General features: G+C 32.2%; 17 protein-coding genes and 1 tRNA gene. 8 read left to right on the top strand and 10 right to left on the bottom strand.

Annotation, left to right across the window (positions count from 1 at the left end; translation table 11 throughout):
• The first annotated feature begins 92 nt into the window (after positions 1 to 92).
• Together gltX and LNQ34_RS08280 are read left to right on the top strand one after the other, a co-directional pair.
• Positions 93 to 1619, top strand: a complete 1527-nt coding sequence (gene gltX / locus LNQ34_RS08275; RefSeq protein ID WP_229999213.1) for a glutamate--tRNA ligase — start codon at positions 93 to 95, stop codon at positions 1617 to 1619.
• 251 nt (positions 1620 to 1870) lie between these two features.
• Positions 1871 to 2854, top strand: coding sequence for an SPFH domain-containing protein (locus LNQ34_RS08280; protein ID WP_202700716.1), 984 nt, complete (start codon positions 1871 to 1873; stop codon positions 2852 to 2854).
• A gap of 20 nt (positions 2855 to 2874) precedes the next feature.
• On the opposite strand, the gene LNQ34_RS08285 is transcribed toward LNQ34_RS08280, so the two are convergent.
• The 5 genes from LNQ34_RS08285 to LNQ34_RS08305 all read right to left on the bottom strand — a co-directional run bounded on the left by LNQ34_RS08285 (position 2875) and on the right by LNQ34_RS08305 (position 7864).
• Positions 2875 to 3129, bottom strand: a complete 255-nt coding sequence (locus LNQ34_RS08285) for a DUF6327 family protein (protein WP_202700715.1) — start codon at positions 3127 to 3129, stop codon at positions 2875 to 2877.
• Between the two features lie 2 nt (positions 3130 to 3131).
• A complete protein-coding gene (locus LNQ34_RS08290) occupies positions 3132 to 3482 on the bottom strand; it encodes a competence protein (RefSeq protein WP_202700714.1) in 351 nt (116 codons plus the stop codon).
• Positions 3483 to 3607: 125 nt separating this feature from the next.
• Positions 3608 to 3934, bottom strand: a complete 327-nt coding sequence (locus tag LNQ34_RS08295; RefSeq protein ID WP_017495752.1) for a YtxH domain-containing protein — start codon at positions 3932 to 3934, stop codon at positions 3608 to 3610.
• A gap of 90 nt (positions 3935 to 4024) precedes the next feature.
• The gene (locus LNQ34_RS08300; protein WP_229999214.1) at positions 4025 to 4504 is read right to left on the bottom strand and encodes a hypothetical protein; all 480 of its coding nucleotides are present in this window, start codon (positions 4502 to 4504) and stop codon (positions 4025 to 4027) included.
• A 1242-nt stretch (positions 4505 to 5746) separates the two neighbouring features.
• Entirely contained in the window at positions 5747 to 7864 is a 2118-nt protein-coding gene (locus tag LNQ34_RS08305) for a glutamine--tRNA ligase/YqeY domain fusion protein (RefSeq protein ID WP_202704281.1), read from the bottom strand.
• Between the two features lie 126 nt (positions 7865 to 7990).
• Here LNQ34_RS08305 and folB point away from each other — a divergent pair, with 126 nt between their 5' ends.
• Entirely contained in the window at positions 7991 to 8350 is a 360-nt protein-coding gene (folB, locus tag LNQ34_RS08310; RefSeq protein ID WP_202704282.1) for a dihydroneopterin aldolase, read from the top strand.
• Positions 8351 to 8444: 94 nt separating this feature from the next.
• Positions 8445 to 8515 (top strand) — tRNA-Cys (locus LNQ34_RS08315).
• Positions 8516 to 9314: 799 nt separating this feature from the next.
• Here LNQ34_RS08315 and LNQ34_RS08320 read toward each other — a convergent pair.
• Genes LNQ34_RS08320 through rnr form a run of 3 tightly spaced genes read right to left on the bottom strand, consistent with a single transcriptional unit; the run spans position 9315 to position 12881 of the window.
• Entirely contained in the window at positions 9315 to 9992 is a 678-nt protein-coding gene (locus tag LNQ34_RS08320) for a LysE family translocator (RefSeq protein WP_070906235.1), read from the bottom strand.
• Between the two features lie 14 nt (positions 9993 to 10006).
• Complete coding sequence (locus LNQ34_RS08325) at positions 10007 to 10675, bottom strand: head GIN domain-containing protein (RefSeq protein ID WP_202704283.1); 669 nt, start codon at positions 10673 to 10675, stop codon at positions 10007 to 10009.
• Between the two features lie 25 nt (positions 10676 to 10700).
• Positions 10701 to 12881 (bottom strand): ribonuclease R, encoded by a 2181-nt coding sequence (rnr, locus tag LNQ34_RS08330; RefSeq protein ID WP_229999220.1) that lies wholly within the window; start codon positions 12879 to 12881, stop codon positions 10701 to 10703.
• Between the two features lie 173 nt (positions 12882 to 13054).
• Between rnr and LNQ34_RS08335 the strand changes: the two genes are divergently transcribed.
• The 3 genes from LNQ34_RS08335 (at position 13055) to LNQ34_RS08345 (ending at position 15878) form a co-directional block, all read left to right on the top strand.
• Positions 13055 to 13288: a putative signal transducing protein gene (locus LNQ34_RS08335; RefSeq protein ID WP_017498760.1), complete on the top strand. Its 234-nt coding sequence runs from the start codon at positions 13055 to 13057 to the stop codon at positions 13286 to 13288.
• A 789-nt stretch (positions 13289 to 14077) separates the two neighbouring features.
• Complete coding sequence (gene rpiB / locus LNQ34_RS08340; RefSeq protein WP_202703970.1) at positions 14078 to 14509, top strand: ribose 5-phosphate isomerase B; 432 nt, start codon at positions 14078 to 14080, stop codon at positions 14507 to 14509.
• Positions 14510 to 14735: 226 nt separating this feature from the next.
• Positions 14736 to 15878: an ATP-binding protein gene (locus LNQ34_RS08345; RefSeq protein WP_202703971.1), complete on the top strand. Its 1143-nt coding sequence runs from the start codon at positions 14736 to 14738 to the stop codon at positions 15876 to 15878.
• Here LNQ34_RS08345 and LNQ34_RS08350 read toward each other — a convergent pair.
• On the bottom strand, positions 15861 to 16130 hold the full coding sequence (locus tag LNQ34_RS08350; RefSeq protein ID WP_202703972.1) for a DUF1294 domain-containing protein: 270 nt from the start codon (positions 16128 to 16130) through the stop codon (positions 15861 to 15863). The two genes, LNQ34_RS08345 and LNQ34_RS08350, sit on opposite strands and share 18 nt — an antisense overlap.
• Positions 16131 to 16246: 116 nt before the next feature.
• On the opposite strand from LNQ34_RS08350, the gene LNQ34_RS08355 reads away from it, so the two are divergent.
• On the top strand, positions 16247 to 18370 hold the full coding sequence (locus tag LNQ34_RS08355) for a Tex family protein (protein WP_229999223.1): 2124 nt from the start codon (positions 16247 to 16249) through the stop codon (positions 18368 to 18370).
• A 109-nt stretch (positions 18371 to 18479) separates the two neighbouring features.
• Here the strand turns inward: LNQ34_RS08355 and LNQ34_RS08360 are convergent, their stop codons facing one another.
• Positions 18480 to 22211, bottom strand: a complete 3732-nt coding sequence (locus LNQ34_RS08360; protein ID WP_229999225.1) for an HYR domain-containing protein — start codon at positions 22209 to 22211, stop codon at positions 18480 to 18482.
• Between the last annotated feature and the right edge of the window lie 16 nt (positions 22212 to 22227).

The raw sequence follows: 22227 nt of genomic DNA on the forward strand, positions 1-22227 counted from the left end.
TAAGGCGCTAAGCTTTCAGGAGGCAAAAATCTAAAATCGACATTCTTAAATCTAAAATCATAAACCGTATCTTTGCATCAAAATTTAAACAAATGTCAAAGCAAGTTCGTGTGCGTTTTGCACCAAGTCCAACTGGACCATTACATATTGGCGGTGTTCGTACTGCTCTATTTAATTATTTATTTGCAAAAAAACATAACGGTGTTTTTTATCTGAGAATTGAAGATACAGATCAGACTCGTTTTGTTCCAGGTGCTGAAGCTTATATTATGGAAGCGCTGGAATGGTTAGGAATTGCTCCTGAAGAAACGGTTGGAAAAAATGAAAAATTTGGTCCGTACAGACAGAGTGATCGTAAAGAAATATACCAAAAATATGCCGATCAATTGATCCAATCTGGCTGGGCATACTATGCATTTGATACTCCGGAAGCACTGGATGCACACAGAAAGCAACACGAAGCTGAAGGAAAAACGTTTATATACAATCATCATAACCGTGAAAAGTTGGATACTTCTTTGGTAATTTCTGCAGATGAAGCTGCTGCAAGAATTGCCAATGGCGAACATTATGTCATTCGTTTTAAAACTCCGGTTGATGAAACTTTACATTTAAAAGATATTATTCGTGGTGATGTAAAATTTGAAACCAATTTATTGGATGATAAAGTATTATTCAAAAGCGACGGAATGCCAACGTATCACTTAGCCAATATTGTAGATGATCATTTAATGGAAACTTCACATGTAATTCGTGGTGAAGAATGGTTACCTTCTATGCCTCTTCACGTTTTATTGTACAGAGCTTTTGGCTGGGATGCTCCTGAATTTGCGCACTTACCTTTGATTTTAAAACCGGTTGGAAACGGAAAATTATCTAAAAGAGACGGTGACAAATTAGGATTTCCTGTGTTTCCGTTGGAATGGAAAACGGAAGAAAGCATTTCATCCGGCTACAGAGAAAAAGGATTTTTCCCGGAAGCAGTTGTAAACTTCCTGGCTTTGTTAGGATGGAACGACGGAACGGACAAGGAAATATTTTCTCTAGAAGAATTAGTAGCCTCTTTTGATTTGAACAGAGTTCATAAAGCGGGAGCAAAATTCGATCCTGAGAAAAACAAATGGTTCAATCACCAGCATCTTATCCAACAAAATGATGCCGATTTAGCAAAAAGTTTCTCTTCTATTTTAGAAGAAAAAGGCTTCTCTTCCTTCGTCTCCGCTCAGGAAGACATTGCAAAGCTTACAAGAATTGTTTCACTGATTAAAGAACGAGCTAATTTTGTTTCAGAATTTTGGGATTTAACGGATTTCTTTTTTCAGGCACCTATGTCTTATGATGAAAAAGCAAGTAAAAACTGGAAGGAAGAGACACCAGCTTTAATGCAAGAATTAATTTCGGTTGTAGAAAATATTGAAGATTTTACTTCAGCCAATATTGAAACCATTGTAAAAGACTGGCTGACTAAAAATGAAATTGGTATGGGGAAAGTCATGCAGCCTTTCAGACTTAGTTTGGTTGGAGCACTAAAAGGTCCTCACCTATTTGACATTGTTGAAATCATTGGAAAAGAAGAAACTATTTCGAGAATTCAAAAAGCCATTTCAATATTGAAATAATTATTCTACCATTAAGATATTAAGTTAATTAAGTTTCTTTGCCAATAAAAATTGATAACTTTCTAAGTTCATAAAGCTTAACTTAATTCTCTTGAAAAAGTTTGACTTAACTCTCTTAATATCTTAATGGTAAAAAAAACAAACGCTAAGTAACATCAAACAAATGTTCTTAGCGTTTTTTTAATGTTTTAAAAATTTAAATTGGAAGAATATTCGTAATTTACAACATCAAAAACTAAATCATTATCACCATGAGTACAGCATTTATTATCATTTTAGTCCTGGCATTTTTTATACTAATGTCCTCCTTCTTTACCGTGAAACAACAATCGTCGGTAATTATAGAAAGATTTGGAAAATTTTTAAGCGTAAGAAATTCAGGATTGCAATTAAAAATTCCTTTGGTTGACCGATTGGCCGGACGTGTTAATCTTAAAATACAACAGTTAGATGTTATTATTGAAACCAAAACCAGAGACAACGTTTTCATAAAAATGAAAGTTTCGGTACAATTTAAAGTTATTCAGGAAAAAGTATATGATGCTTTTTATAAGTTAGAATATCCACACGATCAGATTACTGCTTATGTATTTGATGTGGTTCGTGCCGAAGTTCCTAAACTAAAACTGGATGACGTTTTTGAAAGAAAAGATGACATTGCTATTGCCGTAAAAAGAGAATTGAATGAAGCGATGACTACTTATGGTTATGATATCATCAATACTTTGGTGACTGATATTGATCCTGACATTCAGGTAAAAAATGCCATGAACAGAATTAATGCTGCTGACAGAGAAAAAACTGCTGCTGAATTTGAAGCCGAAAGTTCCAGAATCAGAATCGTTGCAAAAGCAAAAGCCGAAGCCGAAAGTAAACGTTTACAAGGTCAAGGTATTGCAGATCAGCGTCGTGAAATTGCCAGAGGTCTTGTAGAAAGTGTTGAAGTTTTAAACAATGTAGGTATCAATTCTCAGGAAGCTTCTGCCCTAATTGTAGTTACACAACATTATGATACCTTACAGGCAATTGGTGCTGATGCCAATTCGAACCTAATCTTGTTACCAAATTCTCCACAAGCCGGAAGTGATATGCTCAACAATATGGTTGCTTCTTTTACAGCTTCTAACCAGGTTGGTGAAATGATGAAAAAAACGAACAAAAAAATTGAGAAAATAAAACCAATCGAACCACAACAGTCTGGTTATGAAGATGACATTCAACCAGAAATAAAATAATTAACAAAAGAAAAAGAGGCTTATTTGCCTCTTTTTCTTTTTATAAACCAATTGATAATATAGGGTAAAATGGATTGTAAAATTTGTGGATACGAATTGAAGAAATACTCTTTATAAGAAGAAAATACTCCGTTAATTACATTTTGTGGTGTTATAGACTCCTTAGTTTTTTGAAAACTTAATACTAATTTTTGGTAATTAATATCTTTCTCCAATTTCAGAATTTCTAAATCTCTCTCGATTTCAGCGTATGATGAATATTTTTTTGTTTCCATAATTAATCATTAAAAAATATTTCTGAAAATTTCTCCAAAATTGGTCCTTCTACAAACTTATCTTTTACAAAGAAAAGTAGTATTGTGGCCAAAAGATAGATCCCTCCTACTGCTAGAAATCCTAAAGTGTAACTTCCAAACCAATTGCTAAAAGCGAATGCTGCTGCAACAGATCCAAAAAGTAATACCATTCCAACACACAATAAAATCAAAGTAAACTTAAAAATCAGAGTGGTCGATTTCATTGCGACCTTAAAACCCCAAAGTTTATAGTAGGCCAAATGACTGTCGAGATAAATTTTAGCCTGATCCTGAATATTTTCAGTATTCTCTTTTAATTCTTCAAAAGCCATAGTTGTAGTTTTGGTTAAAAAAAGAAGCACAAAACTTATGATTCAAAATTGGCATTTGATTATTCTAAGAATAAAATAACCGAAACAATCCAACAAATCATTCTAAGCTTTGTGCTTCCGGATTATTATTTCTGAAGTTTAGCGTTTTGTGCTTTTAAATCAGCCAGTTTAGCTTCTAAAAAACTAATTACTTCTTCTGTTTTATAACTCATATTGGAAAGCAGCTCTCCATAAGTTCCATCTAAATTTTCTTTTGCATGCGTAAACTTTTCACGCAGTACTTCAGAACTTGCTGAAAGTGAATCTTTTAAATTATGAGCTGCATCATCTAAACCTTCTTTAAGTTTAGCACGGGTTTTAGATCCTTTATCGGGAGCAAATAAAATTCCAATCGCTGCACCAGCGGCCGCAGCACCTATGATTGCTGCTACAGTATTTAGATTCTTTGACATAATATTTAATTTAAGTGATCAATAAAGGTACTCTTTTTTTAAACTATAAAATATTGACTTGATGATATTTAATAAAAGTTAACACAAAATTTAATACGCATAAGCTACTGCTTCATACTTTCCATCTGCTTTTTCAACAATGCTCACAAATGGGTATCCGTTTGAAGCCGATTTTGTTTTTATTCTCATCGCAGTTTGTTTCTGATTTGCAAGTGGAGACTCTCCTTTTGTCTTAGTGGAGACTCCCGAAAAATTAGCCACCTGTTTCAAACCGGCTGTTTTCTCCTGAGACAAAACTGTCACCAATTTGTAATCTGATTTAGAATCAACCAGAACTTTATCACTAATTTTTTTAGTTTCTTTTGTTTCTTTATTGGTCAATTGTGAAACTGCGTACTTGCTAATTTTCTGTTCTTCTCTACTCCTATCTAATGAATAATAAATTAAATCATTTTCCTGTTTGATAAAATTAACATCCAATTGTTCTCCATTGTGTTTTGTAATTTGGTGCGTCTGACCAATTGCAAGATTTGCAAATAAAAACGACAGTGTAATAATAATATTTTTCATAACTAAATAAATTTAAATTGTTTGCAGCCAAAAATTGAAAATAAAAATTTGAAACTATACAGTATGAATAATTCTATGATTTTTAACATTATGAAACTACTTTGAAAAAATACTTATCTACTAAAGTATTATCAAAATGAGATCACAATGAAAATTAGAATATAAAACGATTGGCAAGAATTCATTTCTAGAATTAAAACTAAAGTAAAAATGAATCATTTTTAAACTTTACCCCAACTCCCTTTTCGATTCTCAACTTTCGTTTTAAATTATCGAAAAACCATTTTCAATTTGACATTTGTATAAAAATACAAACTTTATAAACAATTGTGTGTTAATAACCCGTTAAACTGAGAAAAATAACATTAAAAACTAAAATAAAGACCTTAAATCAACGATTATTCAATAAATGAATTAGGAGATGGAAGAAATAAAAAATCACCATAAAACTACTCTATTAAAGTCATTTTTAATCTACAACATCTATAATTTTTAATAATAAAATAGTTTTTATAAATAATAGATAAAAACATGATAAAATAAAAAATTAATAATTAAAATAAATAACAAGCTAACTGGTCAAAATTCCCATTTAAATCTGTCTTTTCAACCAAATTATTCTTGCGATTTATAAAAATTAGGTAACTCCGAATTTTGCGAGCAAAAATGAGTCCTCAATCTAAAAAATATACCCAAAAAATAGCTAAAATTAATATTAGCTTAAATTTTGAATCATTTTTTAAAAGATGATAAATAACTCCACTGATTTTTTATTATCTCTTAAATTTAATTTATGAAAGTCATTTTTAATCTATAAAAACTATAAAATTAAAAAAATAAATAAATTGTATAAATAATAAGTAAAAACTTAATTTTAATAAAAATAATAGATAAAACTAATTATTATACTTTTCACTTTTCATTTTGCTTCAAAAGTGATACGACTGAATAAATTCTTTGGAAAATTTGCAAAATCGGTCGAATTCTTAACTTTTTACAGAATGTAATGCTCAAAAGCAGTAAATCGGACTAAAATAAAAGCTAAAATTAAAATAAAGCTAAATTTTTAACTGTTTTTATAAAGATGATAAATGAATCGAAAGAAGTTTTTTTTTAGCTTAAAATCAACTTATGAAGGTTGTTTTTAATCTAAAAAAATTATGAATTTTAAAAAATTAATAGAAAACATAAATAATAAAAAAAGCGCTTATAAAAAGCGCTTTTCAATAGATTATTTTGATATTATTTTTGAATCATTTCAGAAAGAATCTCAATTTCTCTCTCCGAAGCATTTTTTGGAGGATTTGAATGTAACTTCAAAATATCTTCTTCAAATTGCTTTCTTAAACTTTCATTTTCTAAATCTCTTAAATTTAAAAGTGCTTTAGATCTCACATAAGTAGATTCACTTCTAAGAGACATGGTGTATAATTTTTTAATATCGTCTTCTTCAAAATCAGGAGATTTTAAACTTGAATATTTTAGAATAAACTGAGCAAACAACAATGATCCTTTATTATTGTTAATATTCTTCTTTAAAGAATTTTGCAACAACGAAAAGCTAGAAACATTTTTAATGCTCTCCCCTATTGCACTTTCAATGGCAATACGTTCTGCTTTTGTCTCCACTTTGAAATATTTATTGATATCCTTCAAAGAATTGTTGATACTATTTTCTTCTTTTTTCCCCTTCTCTTCCCAGGCATCTTTTAGTCCAACCGTTTTGTTAAATACTAATTTTGAAGGAGTTGCATCTTTATCCACTGTAAAATAACCCAGACGTTGAAACTGAAATTTATCTTCATTTTGAGCTGTAGCTAAACTTGGTTCCACAAATCCAGTAATTATTTCCAACGAATTTGGGTTTACAAAATCTAAGAAGTTTTTCTCTTTATAACTGTCCGGAGCTTCATCTGTAAACAAACGATCGTACATGCGAACTTCTGCTTCAACTGCATGCTGAATGGAAACCCAATGTAAGGTTCCGGATACTTTTCTCTGACTTGCTTCTGTCCCGCTTCCACTTAAAGAATCAGTGTCATAACTTACATGAATCTCTGTAATATTACCTTCTGAATCTTTTATAACAGCTTCTCCTTTAATGATATAAGCATTTTTTAGACGTACTTCTTTTCCTAAAGTAAGACGGAAAAATTTAGCAGGCGCTTCTTCTAAAAAGTCTTCCCTTTCGATATACAATTCTCTTGAAAAAGGTACTTTTCTGAAACCTGCATTTTCATCTTCCTGATTATTTTCGGCTTCCAACCACTCCTCTTTTCCTTCAGGATAATTTGTAATTACCAATTTTACCGGATCTAAAACGGCCATTACACGTGGTGCAATTTTGTTCAAATCTTCACGGATACAGAATTCTAAAACCGATACACTGATCAGGTTATCACGTTTTGCAATACCAATTGTATTAGCAAAATTACGCAAAGATGCAGCAGTATAACCTCTTCTTCTTAGTCCGGAAATGGTTGACATTCTGGGATCATCCCAACCGTTAACATGCTTTTCCTTAACTAGTTGCTGTAATTTTCTTTTGCTTACAACTGTATGCGAAAGATTACGTCTGGCAAATTCTCTCTGCTTCGGACGTAGTTTATTATCTTCAAAAATTTGGTCTAAAAACCAATCGTATAATTCACGGTGAGGTAAAAATTCCAGTGTACAAAAGGAGTGTGAAATTTGCTCTAAATAATCACTTTGTCCATGTGCCCAATCGTACATTGGGTAGATTTTCCAGTTATCCCCTGTTCTATGATGATGTTTATGCAAAATTCTGTACATGATAGGATCACGCATCAACATATTGGTTGATTTCATGTCTATTTTGGCACGAAGAATATGAGTACCAGCCTCAAATTCACCATTTTTCATTCTTTCGAACAGCTCTAAATTCTCTTCTACTGAACGATTTCTGTACGGACTATCAGTTCCTGTCGTTGACGGAGTTCCTTTTTGAATCGCCATTTCTTCTGAAGACTGACTGTCTACATAAGCTTTATCTTTCTTAATTAACAGAACTGCCCAATCGTATAATTGTTGAAAATAATCTGAAGCATAACGTTCTTCTGACCAGGTATAGCCCAGCCATTCTACATCTTTTTTTATAGCATCAACAAATTCCTGCTCTTCTTTTTCGGGATTTGTATCGTCAAAACGTAAATTCACAGGTGACTGATAATCAAGTCCTAAACCAAAATTTAATGCAATAGAACTTGCATGCCCAATGTGCAAATACCCATTTGGTTCTGGTGGAAAACGAAAATGAAGCTTGGTTTTAGAAAGACCTGATTTTAAATCTTCTTCTATGATTTGTTCAATAAAATTGAGTGATTTCTCTTCTGATGCCATTATTTTATAGTAATTTTAGCAAAGATAAAAAAGTTTACAGTTTTCGGTTTACAGTTTACGGTTTTCTTTAGAAACTTCTCAGTAAACGTGTAACTTGGAACATAAAACCTGAAACTAAAATTAAAAATGGGAGTTATAAAATTAAAAAACATCCGTACTTTTTCCTACCATGGGTGTTTAATTGAAGAAGGAAAAATTGGATCTGATTACACAGTCGATCTAAAAATCAAAACTAATTTACAAAAATCAGCACAAACAGATCATTTGTTAGATACTGTTGATTACGTTCATTTGAACAAAATTGTAACCGAAGAAATGGCAATTCGCTCTCATTTATTAGAGCATGTAGCCAAAAGAATCAATAATCGTGTACTTTCGGAGATTGAAATGATAGAAAAAACTACTGTTTGGGTTTCTAAGATAAATCCTCCCATTGGTGGTGATGTTGAAACAGTTACTATAAAAATGACGGAAACTAGAAAATAAATTTTTCTTTAAAAATGCTATTTTTTTAAAATAGTTACTTTGAAACTTTTGAAATTTAAAGATTTTAGTTACTTTTGCCATCCGTTCAAGTAATGGCGTCGTGGCCGAGCGGCTAGGCTGGGCTCTGCAAAAGCTCCTACTCCGGTTCGAATCCGGACGATGCCTCTAAAACCTCTAAAGAAATTTAGAGGTTTTTTTTATGTTTAATTTTTAGAAAAAATTAAATAAAGATTTATGTTCGAATCCAAACGATACCTCAAAAAGAGATACAGAAATGTGTCTCTTTTTTTTATGTCAATTTTTAGAAAAAATTAGATAAAGATTTATGTTCGAATCCAAACGATGCCTCTAAAAGAGATACAGAAATGTGTCTCTTTTTTTTATGTCAATTTTTAGAAAAAATTAGATAAAGATTTATGTTCGAATCCGGACGATACCTCTAAAAGAGATACAGAAATGTGTCTCTTTTTTTTATGGTAATTTTTAGAAAAAATTAAATAAAGATTTATGTTCGAATCCGAATGATATCTTAAAACCTTTAAAGAAATTTAGAGTTTTTTGAGGCATTAAATTATACACAATCTTGTCATTTCGAGGAACGAGAAATCACACCAAATAATCGACAAAGATTGTCGACTAAGTTTGCGGAGTTACTAATGTGATTTCTCCCTTATGTCGAAATGACAAACTTTACGCAAAATAACGTTGTCAACAATAACAAACCCGACAGGTAAATCACACCAAATAATCGACAAAGATTGTCGACTAAGTTTGCGGAGTTTCTAATGTGATTTCTCCCTTATGTCGAAATGACAAACTTTACGCAAAATAACGTTGTCAACAATAACAAACCCGACAGGTATTAGAAACCTATTGAGTTTAGTTGAATAAACTGAGACTTATAAACACAAAAAAACCTCTGATATACAGAGGTTTAATTTTATAATTTGGAGTTATTAACAACTTACTTTTCAATCTTTTCGAAAGCGTTTTTAACCATTTCTTTTTCTTTAGGAAACCAACCCTGAATCATTAAAACTACACCAAAAACCATCAAGACAATACTAATACCTTTTTTAATTTTCAAGATATTCGTCGGTGTCATTTTAGATTTTAATTGTTTGGCTAATAATATTTTAAGACAATCAACTACTAAATAAGTAATGATAACCGAAGTAAAAAAAGTAAACATTCTTGAATTTTGCATTTCTAATTTTGGTCCTACAGAAATAATAACCGCTAACCAGAAACCAAGTACTCCAATGTTAATAACGTTCAGTAAAAAGCCTTTTACAAATAAACTACCGTAGTTTCTTTTAATAATATCACGATCGATTTCTTCGTCGTTTATTTTTGCTTCTTTCTTTAGTCTTACGAAAGAAATTATACCGTACGCCAGCATAATAATTCCGCCAAAAATAAAAAGAGCCGGTTTGTCTTTTAAACTCTGAATCAGTCTGTAACTTCCCAAATAAGCAATTGCGATAAAGAAAATATCACCTAATACAACACCAAGATCAAAAACTAATGCAGCTCTAAATCCTTTAGTAATACTGGTTTCCAATAGTATAAAAAATACCGGACCTACCATAAAACTTAAAAAAAGTCCCCATGGCAGTCCAGCCAAAATATCATTTATCATTCAAATACAATTTCTTATTTTACTTCTTCGATTTTACCTCCAAAAACCGTTTTTTGATTGATTTGCTTCGGTTTTCCATAAATGTAAATAGAGCCTCCTGCGCTCACTTTTGCATCCACAAGGGTTGAAGCATTCACATCTGCTTTTCCTCCCGCAGAAACGCTTACTTTCGTTTGTGAGGTCTTTAATTTACTTGCCAGCAAATAACCACCGGCTCCAAGACCTGCATCTAGATTATCGGCTTTACCACTTAAAGTAATTGAACCACCGGAAACGGAGCTAACATTGAGTTTATCAACATTTAATTCAACATTAATTGTTCCGCCTTCTTGTGCACTTACTTTAAATACTGTTGCTTTTATAACATCTTTACTACTAACGCTGGCTCCTTCATTAACATCTATAAGCTCTAAACGTTTGTAATATACAGTAATATCCAAATCATTTCCTGATAATAACTTAGGAAAAGGCATTCTTAATTTTAATAAACCTTTCTTGTTAACAACTTCGACTTCTGATTCTCTTGCTCCTTTAATTACAATCTTATTTTCTGAAGACTGAACTAATTTTACACTTAACTTATCAAATACTTTAACGGAATCAAAATCACCTAACTCCTTAGTAACCTGACCAAAAGACATCTGAACCAATAAAATTGCAGCTACTATAATTAACTTTTTCATACTTCTATTCTTTTAAATTAAACTTCTATTCTGCTCTTCTTAAAAAATGAAAATCCAACTGTTTTTTAACTAAATCGGCATTTTTAACTTTTACATAAATTTCGTCTCCTAATTGTAAAATGCTGTTTGAAGTGGCTCCAACCAATGCATATTGTTTTTCATCGAAAGTATAATAATCATCTTTTATCTCTCTGATTCTTACCATTCCTTCGCATTTGTTGGAAACAATCTCCACATAGATTCCCCATTCTGTAACACCGGAAATAACACCAAGGAATTCCTCATCCTGGTGATCCTGCATGTATTTCACCTGCATGTATTTGATACTATCCCGCTCAGCATTAGTAGCTAAACTTTCCATATTAGAACAATGTAAACATTTTGTTTCGTAGGCTTCTTCATCTACAGAAGCTCCATTGTCTAAATAATACTGCAGCAAGCGGTGTACCATAACATCCGGATAACGACGAATTGGTGATGTAAAATGGCTGTAATAATCAAAAGCTAAACCATAATGACCAATATTCTCTGTCGAATATTTGGCTTTACTCATACTTCTGATCGCCAGAGTATCAATTAAATTCTGCTCCTTTTTACCATTTACTTCTTCCATCAAAGCATTCAATGATTTCGAAATATCTCCCTTGTTTCTAAAATCTATTTTGTAACCAAACTTAGCAATTACGGTTTGCATCGCAATTAATTTGTCTTCGTTAGGTTCATCATGGATTCTGTAAACGAATGTTTTCTTTTGTTTACCAATGTATTCTGCTACTTTTCTGTTGGCCAAAAGCATAAATTCTTCGATCAGATGATTGGCATCTTTTGAAATTTTGAAATACACTCCTTCCGGTTCTCCTTCTTCATCCAGGTTGAATTTTACTTCGACTTTATCAAAAGAGATGGCTCCATTGGCCATTCTTTTCTTTCTCAAAATCTTTGCTAACTCATCTAATTTTAAAGTGGCTTCCATAATTTCATCAGAAACTGTATACGATTCTCCGGTAATTGAGATATCAACAGGAATGGTATTGTCTTTTGTTTCAATTATATACTGTGCTTCTTCGTAGGCAAATCGCTGATCAGAATAAATCACAGTTCTTCCAAACCATTGGTTAATAACCTGTGCAGTTGGAGAAACTTCAAAAATTGCTGAGAAAGTATATTTCTCTTCATTTGGACGTAATGAACAGGCAAAATTAGACAATACTTCCGGAAGCATTGGTACTACTCTATCCACCAAATAAACCGAAGTGGCACGTTGATAGGCTTCATCATCTAAGATTGTTCCTTCTTCCAGATAATAGGAAACGTCGGCAATATGAATTCCAATTTCATAATTTCCGTTCTCTAACTTTTTGAAAGATAAGGCATCATCAAAATCTTTAGCATCTTTTGGATCTATCGTAAACGTAAGTGTATCACGCATATCACGACGTTTTGCAATCTCAGCTTCCTGAATTGAGGTATCAATTTTTTGAGCATAAACCTCCACTTCTACCGGAAAATCTGCCGGTAAACCGTATTCAGCCAAAATAGCATGAATCTCAGTATTGTGTTCTCCGGGTTTTCCTAAAACTCTTAATACAGATCCAAACGGACTATCGGCTCTTTTTGGCCAATCTTCAATGGTAACTAAAACAACATCACCATTTTCTGCCTCTCCTATTTTATCTTTTGGAATAAAAATATCCGTATACATCTTAGGGTTTGCAGTGGATACAAAAGCAAAGTTGGCCTGAATATCTATTACTCCAACAAATTCTGTTTTATTTCTTTCTATAACACTAATTACCTCACCTTCAGGTCTTTTACCTTTTCTTCGGTTGTACACATAAACTTTAACTTTGTCTTTGTCTAATGCCCTGTTTAAATTATTAGTTGGAATAAATACATCTTCGCTAAACTCATCACAAATAAAATAGGCCGTTTTTCGGCTGGTCATATCAATTGTTCCTTCGTAATAATCCTGACTTTCGGCTTTTACTAAATATTTACCCGGTTCTGATTCAATAATTTTCTTTGAAGCGGCTAAGATTTTTAAATCCTTTATAATCTGATTTCTGCTTTTAGTATCGTCAAGTTCAAGTTTTGCTGCTATTTGTTTGTAGTTGAATCCTTTATTAGGGCTTTGCGATAAAATTTTTACTATTTTACTGGAGAAATCTTTCTCTTTTTTTATCGGCTTTCTAATTTTCTTACTCATATATCTTTTCTTAAAAGTTTAAAATTACAAATAAGATATCAGATTATATATTTTAACAAATAAATTATTAAAAATATAACTTTCTGGAAGCCGTTGCAATTCGTCTATTCAAATTAGTACTAAGAACAAATTTTAGTACTATTCATTTGAGTATCTTTACAAAAAGACCTGATATGGAAAGCTTTAAAACCATTGCTGTATTCAATTATTTACACGAAACCGTGGTTCTGAAACACTTATTAGAACAGGAAGGTATTCCTTATTTTTTTGAAAACGAAATGACACTGTCTGTCGTTCCCTTGTACAGCACTGCGCTGGGTGGAATCAAACTCAAAGTTCATCCGAACGATTTCGAAGAAGTTCAGCAAATTCTGGACAATCTGAACAATCCTCTGAAAATCGTTTGAATCCTTCTATTTTTTCAATTTCAAAAAATATTTTTCTTTTTCAATTTTCAAAGTTGTCAACATATATTAAATACAACAAAAAAGAATTTTAAAAATTTAAAAAAATTTGGTTGTTATTATAGCTTGTTAATATGTGCTATAAATTTATTTTTAAAAGCATTGAAATGAAGTTTCTCTTAGTTATCTTGAGTTATCAACATACTTATATTTTGTTAAAGGATTAATTTCTAAGAGTTTTTGTATTTTAATTAACAACGGTTGACAACCTGAAATAGATTCATTTTGTAGATAAGTTCATATGTTGATATTTGTTGAAAATGGCATTTTTGATATTGATAACTTTTCCAAAAATTCCTCAAACTTTATTAGGTTATTTCATTTGCGTTTTGGATTAGGTTTTTTTTCGACACAACCAAAAAAAACTTCTTATTTTCTATTCTAACTTATTAACAAATAATGTTAACTTAAAGTTAATTGAATATCAACGAATTACGAATTGCTATTAACACTTCAAAATTTTAACAAATATTATGATTATTCTTTATTGGTAATGAGATAGTTACAGAGTTGTTAATAATGTTAATAACTGTTAAGATTTTGATAGTATGATAGTTACAAAATTTGTTTTTTTCGACTGATTTTACGAATGTGTATCAATTATAATTGAGATGATTTATGGAATGTTTATAAGTGAGCAGAAAAAAGAAATTCGTGAAAATTCATGTAATTCGTGGCAAACATTTATTAATTGAGTAAATTTGTACCACACAACTTAATAGTATAGAAAAAATGAAAATTTCGATAGGAAATGACCACGCAGGACCGGATTACAAAAAAGCAATTGTTGCAATGCTGCAGTCAAAAGGATATGAAGTAACCAATTATGGGACTGATACAGAGGCTTCTGTAGATTATCCTGATTTTGGCCACCCGGTTGCAAGTGATGTATCTGAAGGTAAAGCTGATTTTGGAATTGTAATCTGCGGCAGCGGAAACGGAATTGCAATGACGGCTAACAAACATCCAAAAGTGAGAGCTGGTTTATGCTGGACTAAAGAAATTGCTTATTTAACACGTTTACACAACGATGCTAATATTGTAAGTATTCCGGCTCGTTTTACCTCTATTCCTCAGGCAGTTGAGATTGTTGAAACCTTTTTAACAACTGAATTTGAAGGCGGAAGACATCAAAACAGAGTGAATAAAATTGCTTGTCAGTAAAAAGCCAAAAAAATTCGGTGCTTCGCACCAATACTAAATATATAAGCCGGGTGGATTTTTAAAATCCATCCGGCTTTTTGTTGATTACATAGTTATATATTTAATTTACTGACTGAATTTACGTTAATTAGGTAAACTTACTAACTGAATTTACATTAATTTAGTCAATTAACTGACTGAATTAATGTTTTTTTTATATTTGTATCCTAATTATAAGTCAATTAGAATGAAAACGTATTTAAAAAGAGCGCTTGTGAACGAGTTTAAGAAAAAGGTACTACCTAATAAGGTTTTAATTTTGCTTGGAGCCCGTCGTGTTGGCAAGACAGAGTTGATCAAAAGTTATTTGGAAGAAATTTCATCTGATACTTATTTGCAGCTTAATGGAGAAGATATTAATGATGTAGCTTTATTAAAAGAACGTTCTGTTAATAATTATAAAAGATTATTGTCGGGTATTGATTTACTGGTTATTGATGAAGCACAAAATGTTCCGGAAATTGGAATGATTCTTAAATTGATTGTGGATACAATTGAAGGAATTAAAATTATAACTACAGGATCTTCAATGTTTGATTTAAGTAATAAGTTAGGCGAACCTCTGGTAGGAAGAAAAAATACAATTTACTTATTTCCATTAGCGCAAATAGAATTCTCTGAAAGGGAAAACTATAAACAAATTCGTGAAAATTTAGAAGAAAGATTACTTTTTGGTGGTTATCCAGAATTGATTCAATATGATAACTGGGAGGATAAAAAGGACTATCTTTTTGAAATTATCAACTCATATTTATTGAAAGATATTTTAGTTTTTGAAGGGATTAAACATGCTGATAAAATTTATGATTTACTTCGTTTGGTTGCTTATCAGGTTGGTAAAGAAGTTTCTATACAAGAATTGGCTAATCAGTTACAGTTGTCAAAAAATACGGTTGCGAATTATTTAGATTTACTTTCTAAAGTGTTTGTTCTTTTTAAAGTAGAAGGATTTAGCAGAAATTTACGCAAAGAAATTGTAAAGTCAAGTCGTTGGTATTTTTATGATAATGGTATTCGAAATGCTGTTATTAACAATTTTAATACTCTAGCTCTAAGAAATGATGTTGGTGGTTTATGGGAGAACTATTTAGCTTATGAACGAATTAAAAAACAGCAATATCTTAAAATTAAAACCAAAAATTATTTCTGGAGAACTTATGACCAGCAAGAATTAGATTGGTTAGAAGAAAAAGGAGAAAAGCTGGAGGGATTTGAATTTAAATGGAGTGAAAGTAAAAAAGTAAAAATTCCAACAGCTTTTGCAAAAGCGTATCCTGATGCTGCTTTTGAAGTGATTAACAAGAGTAATTATTTAGATTTTATTAGTTAATTTTAGATAAACCAATACAATCTGAATGAAAAAAATAAACGAGAATTTTATAATAAAAGAAGATTTACTCGTTTTATGTCTAAAGAATAACATGGCTAAGAACAATCCAACTGTGCCGCCAATGGCTTCCAGAAAAAACAAGGTGTTTTCCGGGATTCTTCGTTTGTTTTTCCGGGCTTGATATTTATCATATCCCGCGAGAATAAAAACGGTGATATTTACAACTAAAAAATACGTTAATAAAACTTCCATTGGCTAAAAATTAAAAACAAAGATATTATTTTAGCGGAGTGATTGATTAATCTAATGTCGATTTTGAAAGACAGATTATCTCATTTTCTAATCCAGAAATTATTTCATTATAAAGTATGACTAATATTCAATTTATTGCCAAGTCTGTTCCAACAGCAGCAATTAACATTCAAAACACGGTAAAATTACTAGAGGAAGATTGTACAGTTCCGTTTATTTCCCGTTACCGAAAAGATACAACCGGAAATCTGGACGAAGTTCAAATTGAGCAAATTGCGAAACTTCAAAAGGAATATGAAACGATTGTAAAACGCAAAGAAGCGGTTTTGAAATCTATTGAAGAACAAAAATCGCTTACGCCGGAATTGAAACAGAAAATTGAACAAAGTTTTGATTTACAGGAGATAGAAGATTTTTATTTGCCTTTTAAAAAGAAGAAAAAAACAAAAGCAGATGTTGCCCGTGAATTTGGTTTAGAGCCATTGGCAAAAATCATTATGTCAGAGAATGATGTTGATGTTGATTTTATTTCAACACAATACCTGAACGAAAATGTGATTAATGAAGAAGCTGCCATGCAGGGTGCACGAGATATTATTGCAGAATGGATAAACGAAAATATTTATGTTCGTAAACAATTGCGAAGATTGTATCAACGCAAAGCAGTGATAGCAACTAAAGTTGTAAAAAAGAAGAGTGAAGAAGAAGGGGCTCAAAAGTTCAGTCAGTATTTTGAGTGGGAAGAGCCATTGACAAAAGCGCCTTCACATCGTTTATTAGCAATGCTTCGTGCTGAAAATGAAGGTTTTGTAAAAATGAAAGTGGATGTCGATTTAGATGAAGCTTATGATATTATTGATGAAATCATCATTAAAAAACAAAACAGTACCACCGCACATTTACAGTTAGCGATTGAAGACAGTTACAAACGACTGCTAAATCCTGCTATTGGAAATGAGACTCTACAGGAGGCAAAAGCAAAAGCAGATGCTAATTCAATCCAGGTTTTTGCAAACAATTTAGGACAGTTATTATTAGCGCCGCCTTTGGGTGAAAAACGTATTTTGGCTATAGATCCCGGATTTAGAAGCGGCTGTAAAGTGGCTTGTTTGGACGAAAAAGGAGATCTGTTGTATAATGAAACGATTTATCCTCATGCGCCTCAAAATGAGGAAACCATGGCAATCAAGAAGATACGTTCTATGGTAAATGCGTATCAGATTGATGCTATTTCTATTGGAAATGGAACTGCATCGCGTGAAACAGAGTTTTTCATTAAAAAAATAGCGTTCGACAAACCGTTACAGGTTTTTATTGTTTCTGAAGCAGGAGCGTCGGTATATTCGGCATCAAAAATTGCGAGGGAAGAATTTCCAAATTATGACGTTACGGTTCGTGGATCGGTTTCTATTGGAAGACGACTTTCAGATCCGCTGGCCGAATTGGTAAAGATTGATCCAAAAGCAATTGGAGTTGGACAATATCAACACGATGTGGATCAGACGAAATTAAAAGAAGAACTAGACAATACGGTAATTCGTTGCGTAAACTCGGTTGGAATCAATATCAACACGGCGAGTAAACATTTATTGAGTTATGTGAGTGGAATAGGAGAGAAGCTGGCTGAAAATATCGTTCAGTATCGTTCCGAAAATGGTCCTTTTGAGGACAGAAAACAACTGAAAAAAGTGCCTCGTTTAGGAGATAAGGCTTATCAGCAGGGAGCTGCTTTTATTAGAATTACAAATGCCAAAAATCCGCTGGATAATTCGGCTGTACACCCGGAAGCATATCCAGTTGTTGAAAAGATGGCAAAAGATCTAAAACTTTCGGTAAATGAATTAATTGCTAATAAAGAGAAAACAGCCCTTATTAAGGCCGAAAATTATATTACTCCTCAAATTGGGTTATTAACTTTAAAAGATATCATAAAAGAACTTGAAAAGCCTGGATTAGACCCGAGAAAGTCGGCTAAGGTTTTTGAGTTTGATGCCAATGTAAAATCGATCAAAGATTTGAAAACCGGAATGATTTTACCTGGAATTGTGAATAACATAACCAACTTTGGCTGTTTTGTTGATATTGGAATTAAAGAAAGTGGCTTGGTTCACATTTCTCAGCTAAAAGCCGGTTTTGTGAGTGATGTAAACGAAGTGGTAAAACTACATCAGCATGTTGAGGTTAAGGTTACCGAAGTTGATGAAGACAGGAAGAGAATTCAGCTGACGATGGTTTTGTAAAAAATCCAATAAAGAAATTCCAAATTTCAAGATGGTATTCAAATTAAGGAGGTATCATAAAAATTAAAAAAGTCCCGAAATTTCGGGACTTTTTTATGCATTTTAACAATTATCTTTTGATTACTTTTTTGACTGATTTTCCAATTTCATTTGAAATTTCAAACATATAAACTCCAGCTGCTAAATGCGAAATATTTACAGTGGTAGATAACGTTTTCAATTCTTTAGAAAGAATGAATTGACCATTAAGAGTGAAAATTTTTAAATAATTGTTATTTGATGAATTCATTTCAATTGTAACAAAATCTTTGGTTGGATTTGGGTATAATTTCAAAGATGTCTGAGTTTCAAAATCTTCTGTTCCAAGTGTTCTAACTTCAGTACAAGTACTTGTTGAGGTACAGCCATTTTTGGTTATTTCGACAGCATAACTGCCATTTTTTATTGGCTTAAATGTAGAATTTGTTTCATTTGAAATAACGGTATAATTACCATTATCACAAATTAACCATTTGTAAATAGCGCCAGTTTCAGCAACTGATAGGATTCCGTTATTATTTGTAACGGTCAAATTAAGACTTTTTACTGTTACAATTTGCGTTGCTGTTGCGGTATTGTTATTGGCGTCTGTTACTGTCCATGTTACAATTGTATTCCCAATAGGAAAAGCTGTGGGCGCATTATTCGTTACCAATGCAACAGTGCAATTATCAGAGGTTACAGGTGTTCCCAGTAAAACATTTGTTGCAGTACAATTTGAAGTTGTATTTACGATTACATTTGAAGGTGCAGTAATGATTGGAAGCGTTACATCTTTTACCGTTACAATTTGCGTTGCCGTTGCGATATTGTTGCTTGCATCTTTTACTGTCCAGGTTACGGTAGTATTCCCAACCGGAAAAACAGTTGGCGCATTATTAGTTACTGAAGCGACCGTGCAATTATCAGAGGTTACAGGTGTTCCCAGTAAAACATTTGTTGCAGTACAATTTGTATTAGTATTGACTGTTATTGATGCTGGAGCTTTTATTGTTGGCAAAGTGACATCTTTTATCGTTACAATTTGTGTAGCAGTTGCAGTATTATTATTGGAGTCTTTTACTGTCCATATTACAGTAGTATTGCCAATTGAAAAAGCGGTTGGCGCATTATTAGTAACCGAATCAACAGCACAATTATCGGAAGTTATTGGATTTCCTAAAAGAACTCCAGTTGCAGTGCATCCGGAACTTAGATTTACAGAGATATTTACAGGAGCTACAATTGTTGGACTTTCCAAATCTGGGATTAAATTTATTTTGAAGGTTTTTGTTACCGTTGTTAAATCGGCATCTGTAACGGTGCATGAATAATCTCCAGCAGTCAACTCAGTAATTTTGGATGTTTTTTCTCCGTTAGACCAAAGATAGGTGTATGGGCTTCTTCCTCCATAAACCGCTATTGTTGCAGAACCTGTAGAACCTGCACAAGTGATGTGAGTTGGCGTAATCTCCGAGGTTAGTGGTGTAGGAGTGTAAGTTCCTTTTAGTCGAATTAAAGAAGCAGAATTAGTATTTCCTCTGTAAGCAGTAAAATCTCCGCCTATTGTTATTTTACCATCGGATTGCAGATTTATAGAATTAACAGAAGTAGAAGAAGAACTATTAAATTCTGATGCTCTAGTGTCTATGCTTCCATCAGCATTTAAACGAATTAAGTGTACAGATTGGTATCCTTGGTAGCTATAAAAACTACCGCCAACTATTATTTTTCCGTCTTTTGGCAAGGCTATAGATAAAACAGAATTGCCAAATCCAGATCCAATTTTAAAGGAGTTGTCTTTGCTCCCATCAGCATTTAAACGAATTATATAATTTTGATTCGCCCCTTGAAAGTAACTAAATTTACCACCCACAATTATTTTACCATCAGTTTGTACAACGATAGAATGAACATCGCCTATTGTATAAAGGCTACCAAACCCAGTTCCAATATTAAAAGAACTGTCCTTACTCCCATCAGCATTTAAACGAACCAAATAGTTTTGGCTAACCCCTTGGTAGTTTTTAAATTTACCACCAACAATCAGTTTACCATCACTTTGCAGAGCTACAGATAAAACAGGAGCATCAAATCCAGTTCCAATATTGAAGGAGGTATCTACAGTTCCATTAGTATTTAAACGAATTAGATATCTAGAAACAACCTTTTGATATTCAGTTATATCACTTCCTATAATTATTTTTCCATCAGGTTGAACTACAATTGAATTAACACTGTCTGAGTCATCATAAGCACGGATGAAACCACTTCCTGTGCTAAAAGAGTTGTCTTTGCTTCCATCAGCATTTAAACGAATCAAGTTTTTTTGAGGAATACCTTGATAAGCATTAAAGTAACCACCCACCATTATTTTTCCATCTGTTTGAATAGCTATAGATTTAATGATACCTTGAGTACCATTATAAGAATAAAAAAAACCGGAGCCAATGTTGAAAGATGTATCAATGGAGTTGTCCGTATTAAAACGTATAAGATTACTTTGAAGAGTTTGTTGATAATTAGTAAATTTACCACCAACTATTGTTTTTCCGTCGGTTTGTTGCGCAATTGCATAAACAGTACTGTTAAATCCATCTCCTGTTTCAAAAGTAGTATCTCTGCTTCCATCACTATTTATAGATAAAATATTATTTACAGTAATACCTTGGTAATCATCAAAATATCCTCCTGTAAATATTTTTCCATTTTGCTGCACAACAATAAAATTAATACGATCTGTTTGTCCGATTCCATAACCAGTTCCTATATCAAAAGAAGTATCTTTGGTTCCGTTAGAATTTAGACGAATCAAATGATTTTGAGAAATTCCTTTATAGTAAAGAAATGCACCCCCAACTATTATTTTACCATCAGGTTGTAAACCTAAAGCCGTTACAGACGGAGCAAATCCAAACCCTGTCAATATATCAAAAGTTTTGTCTCTTGAACCATCAGGATTTAATCGCACTATCCCATTTTGAGTATCATTAACATATCTCATAAAATAACCACCTGCTACAATTTTTCCATCAGGTTGTAATACAATACTATTTACTGTATCATCAAATCCTGAAGATACGTTAAAGGAAGCATCTTTACTTCCATCTGTATTCAAACGAATTAGATGGTTTTGAGATACTCCCTGAAATTGAGTAAATTCTCCACCGACAATTATTTTTCCATCATTTTGTAAAACTATAGTTTTTACAGTAGAATTAAAACCAGTTCCAATATCAAATGAAGTATCTTTAGTTCCATCAGCATTAAGACGTATCAAATATTTAGTAGCGATTCCCTGATAACCTAAAAATCCTCCTCCAACTAATATTTTACCATCTTTTTGTTTTACCATGGCAAGTACGGTAGAAATGCCATTTGGATTATCCATAAAACCAGTTCCGCAATTAAATGTAGCATCTTTGCTTCCGTCTGAATTTAAACGAATTATATAATTTTGAGGGAATCCTTGAAATTTTGTAAAAACACCTCCCAGAATCATTTTTCCATCATCTTGCAGAATAATTGAAGATATATAATTAGAATACATCGAGTTACTAAAACCAGCACCAATATTAAAACTTGTATCTTTTGTACCGTCTGGATTCAAACGAATTATATTATTAGAAGAATTGTCTCCTCTATAGGAGCTAAAGGCACCCCCTATTAATATTTTTCCGTCTGGTTGTGTAGCTGTACATAAAACACTGCCATTTGAGAATCCCTGATATGATCCATATTCATGTTCAACATCAATTGAATTTTGGGCATCAATTGTTAAGAATTGTAAAAAGAAAAGTAATAAGAGTAAAGGTTTTTTCATATAAAATAGTTTTTCC

The organism is Flavobacterium lipolyticum (assembly GCF_020905335.1).
In the GTDB taxonomy this organism is placed as follows: Bacteria; Bacteroidota; Bacteroidia; order Flavobacteriales; family Flavobacteriaceae; genus Flavobacterium; species Flavobacterium lipolyticum.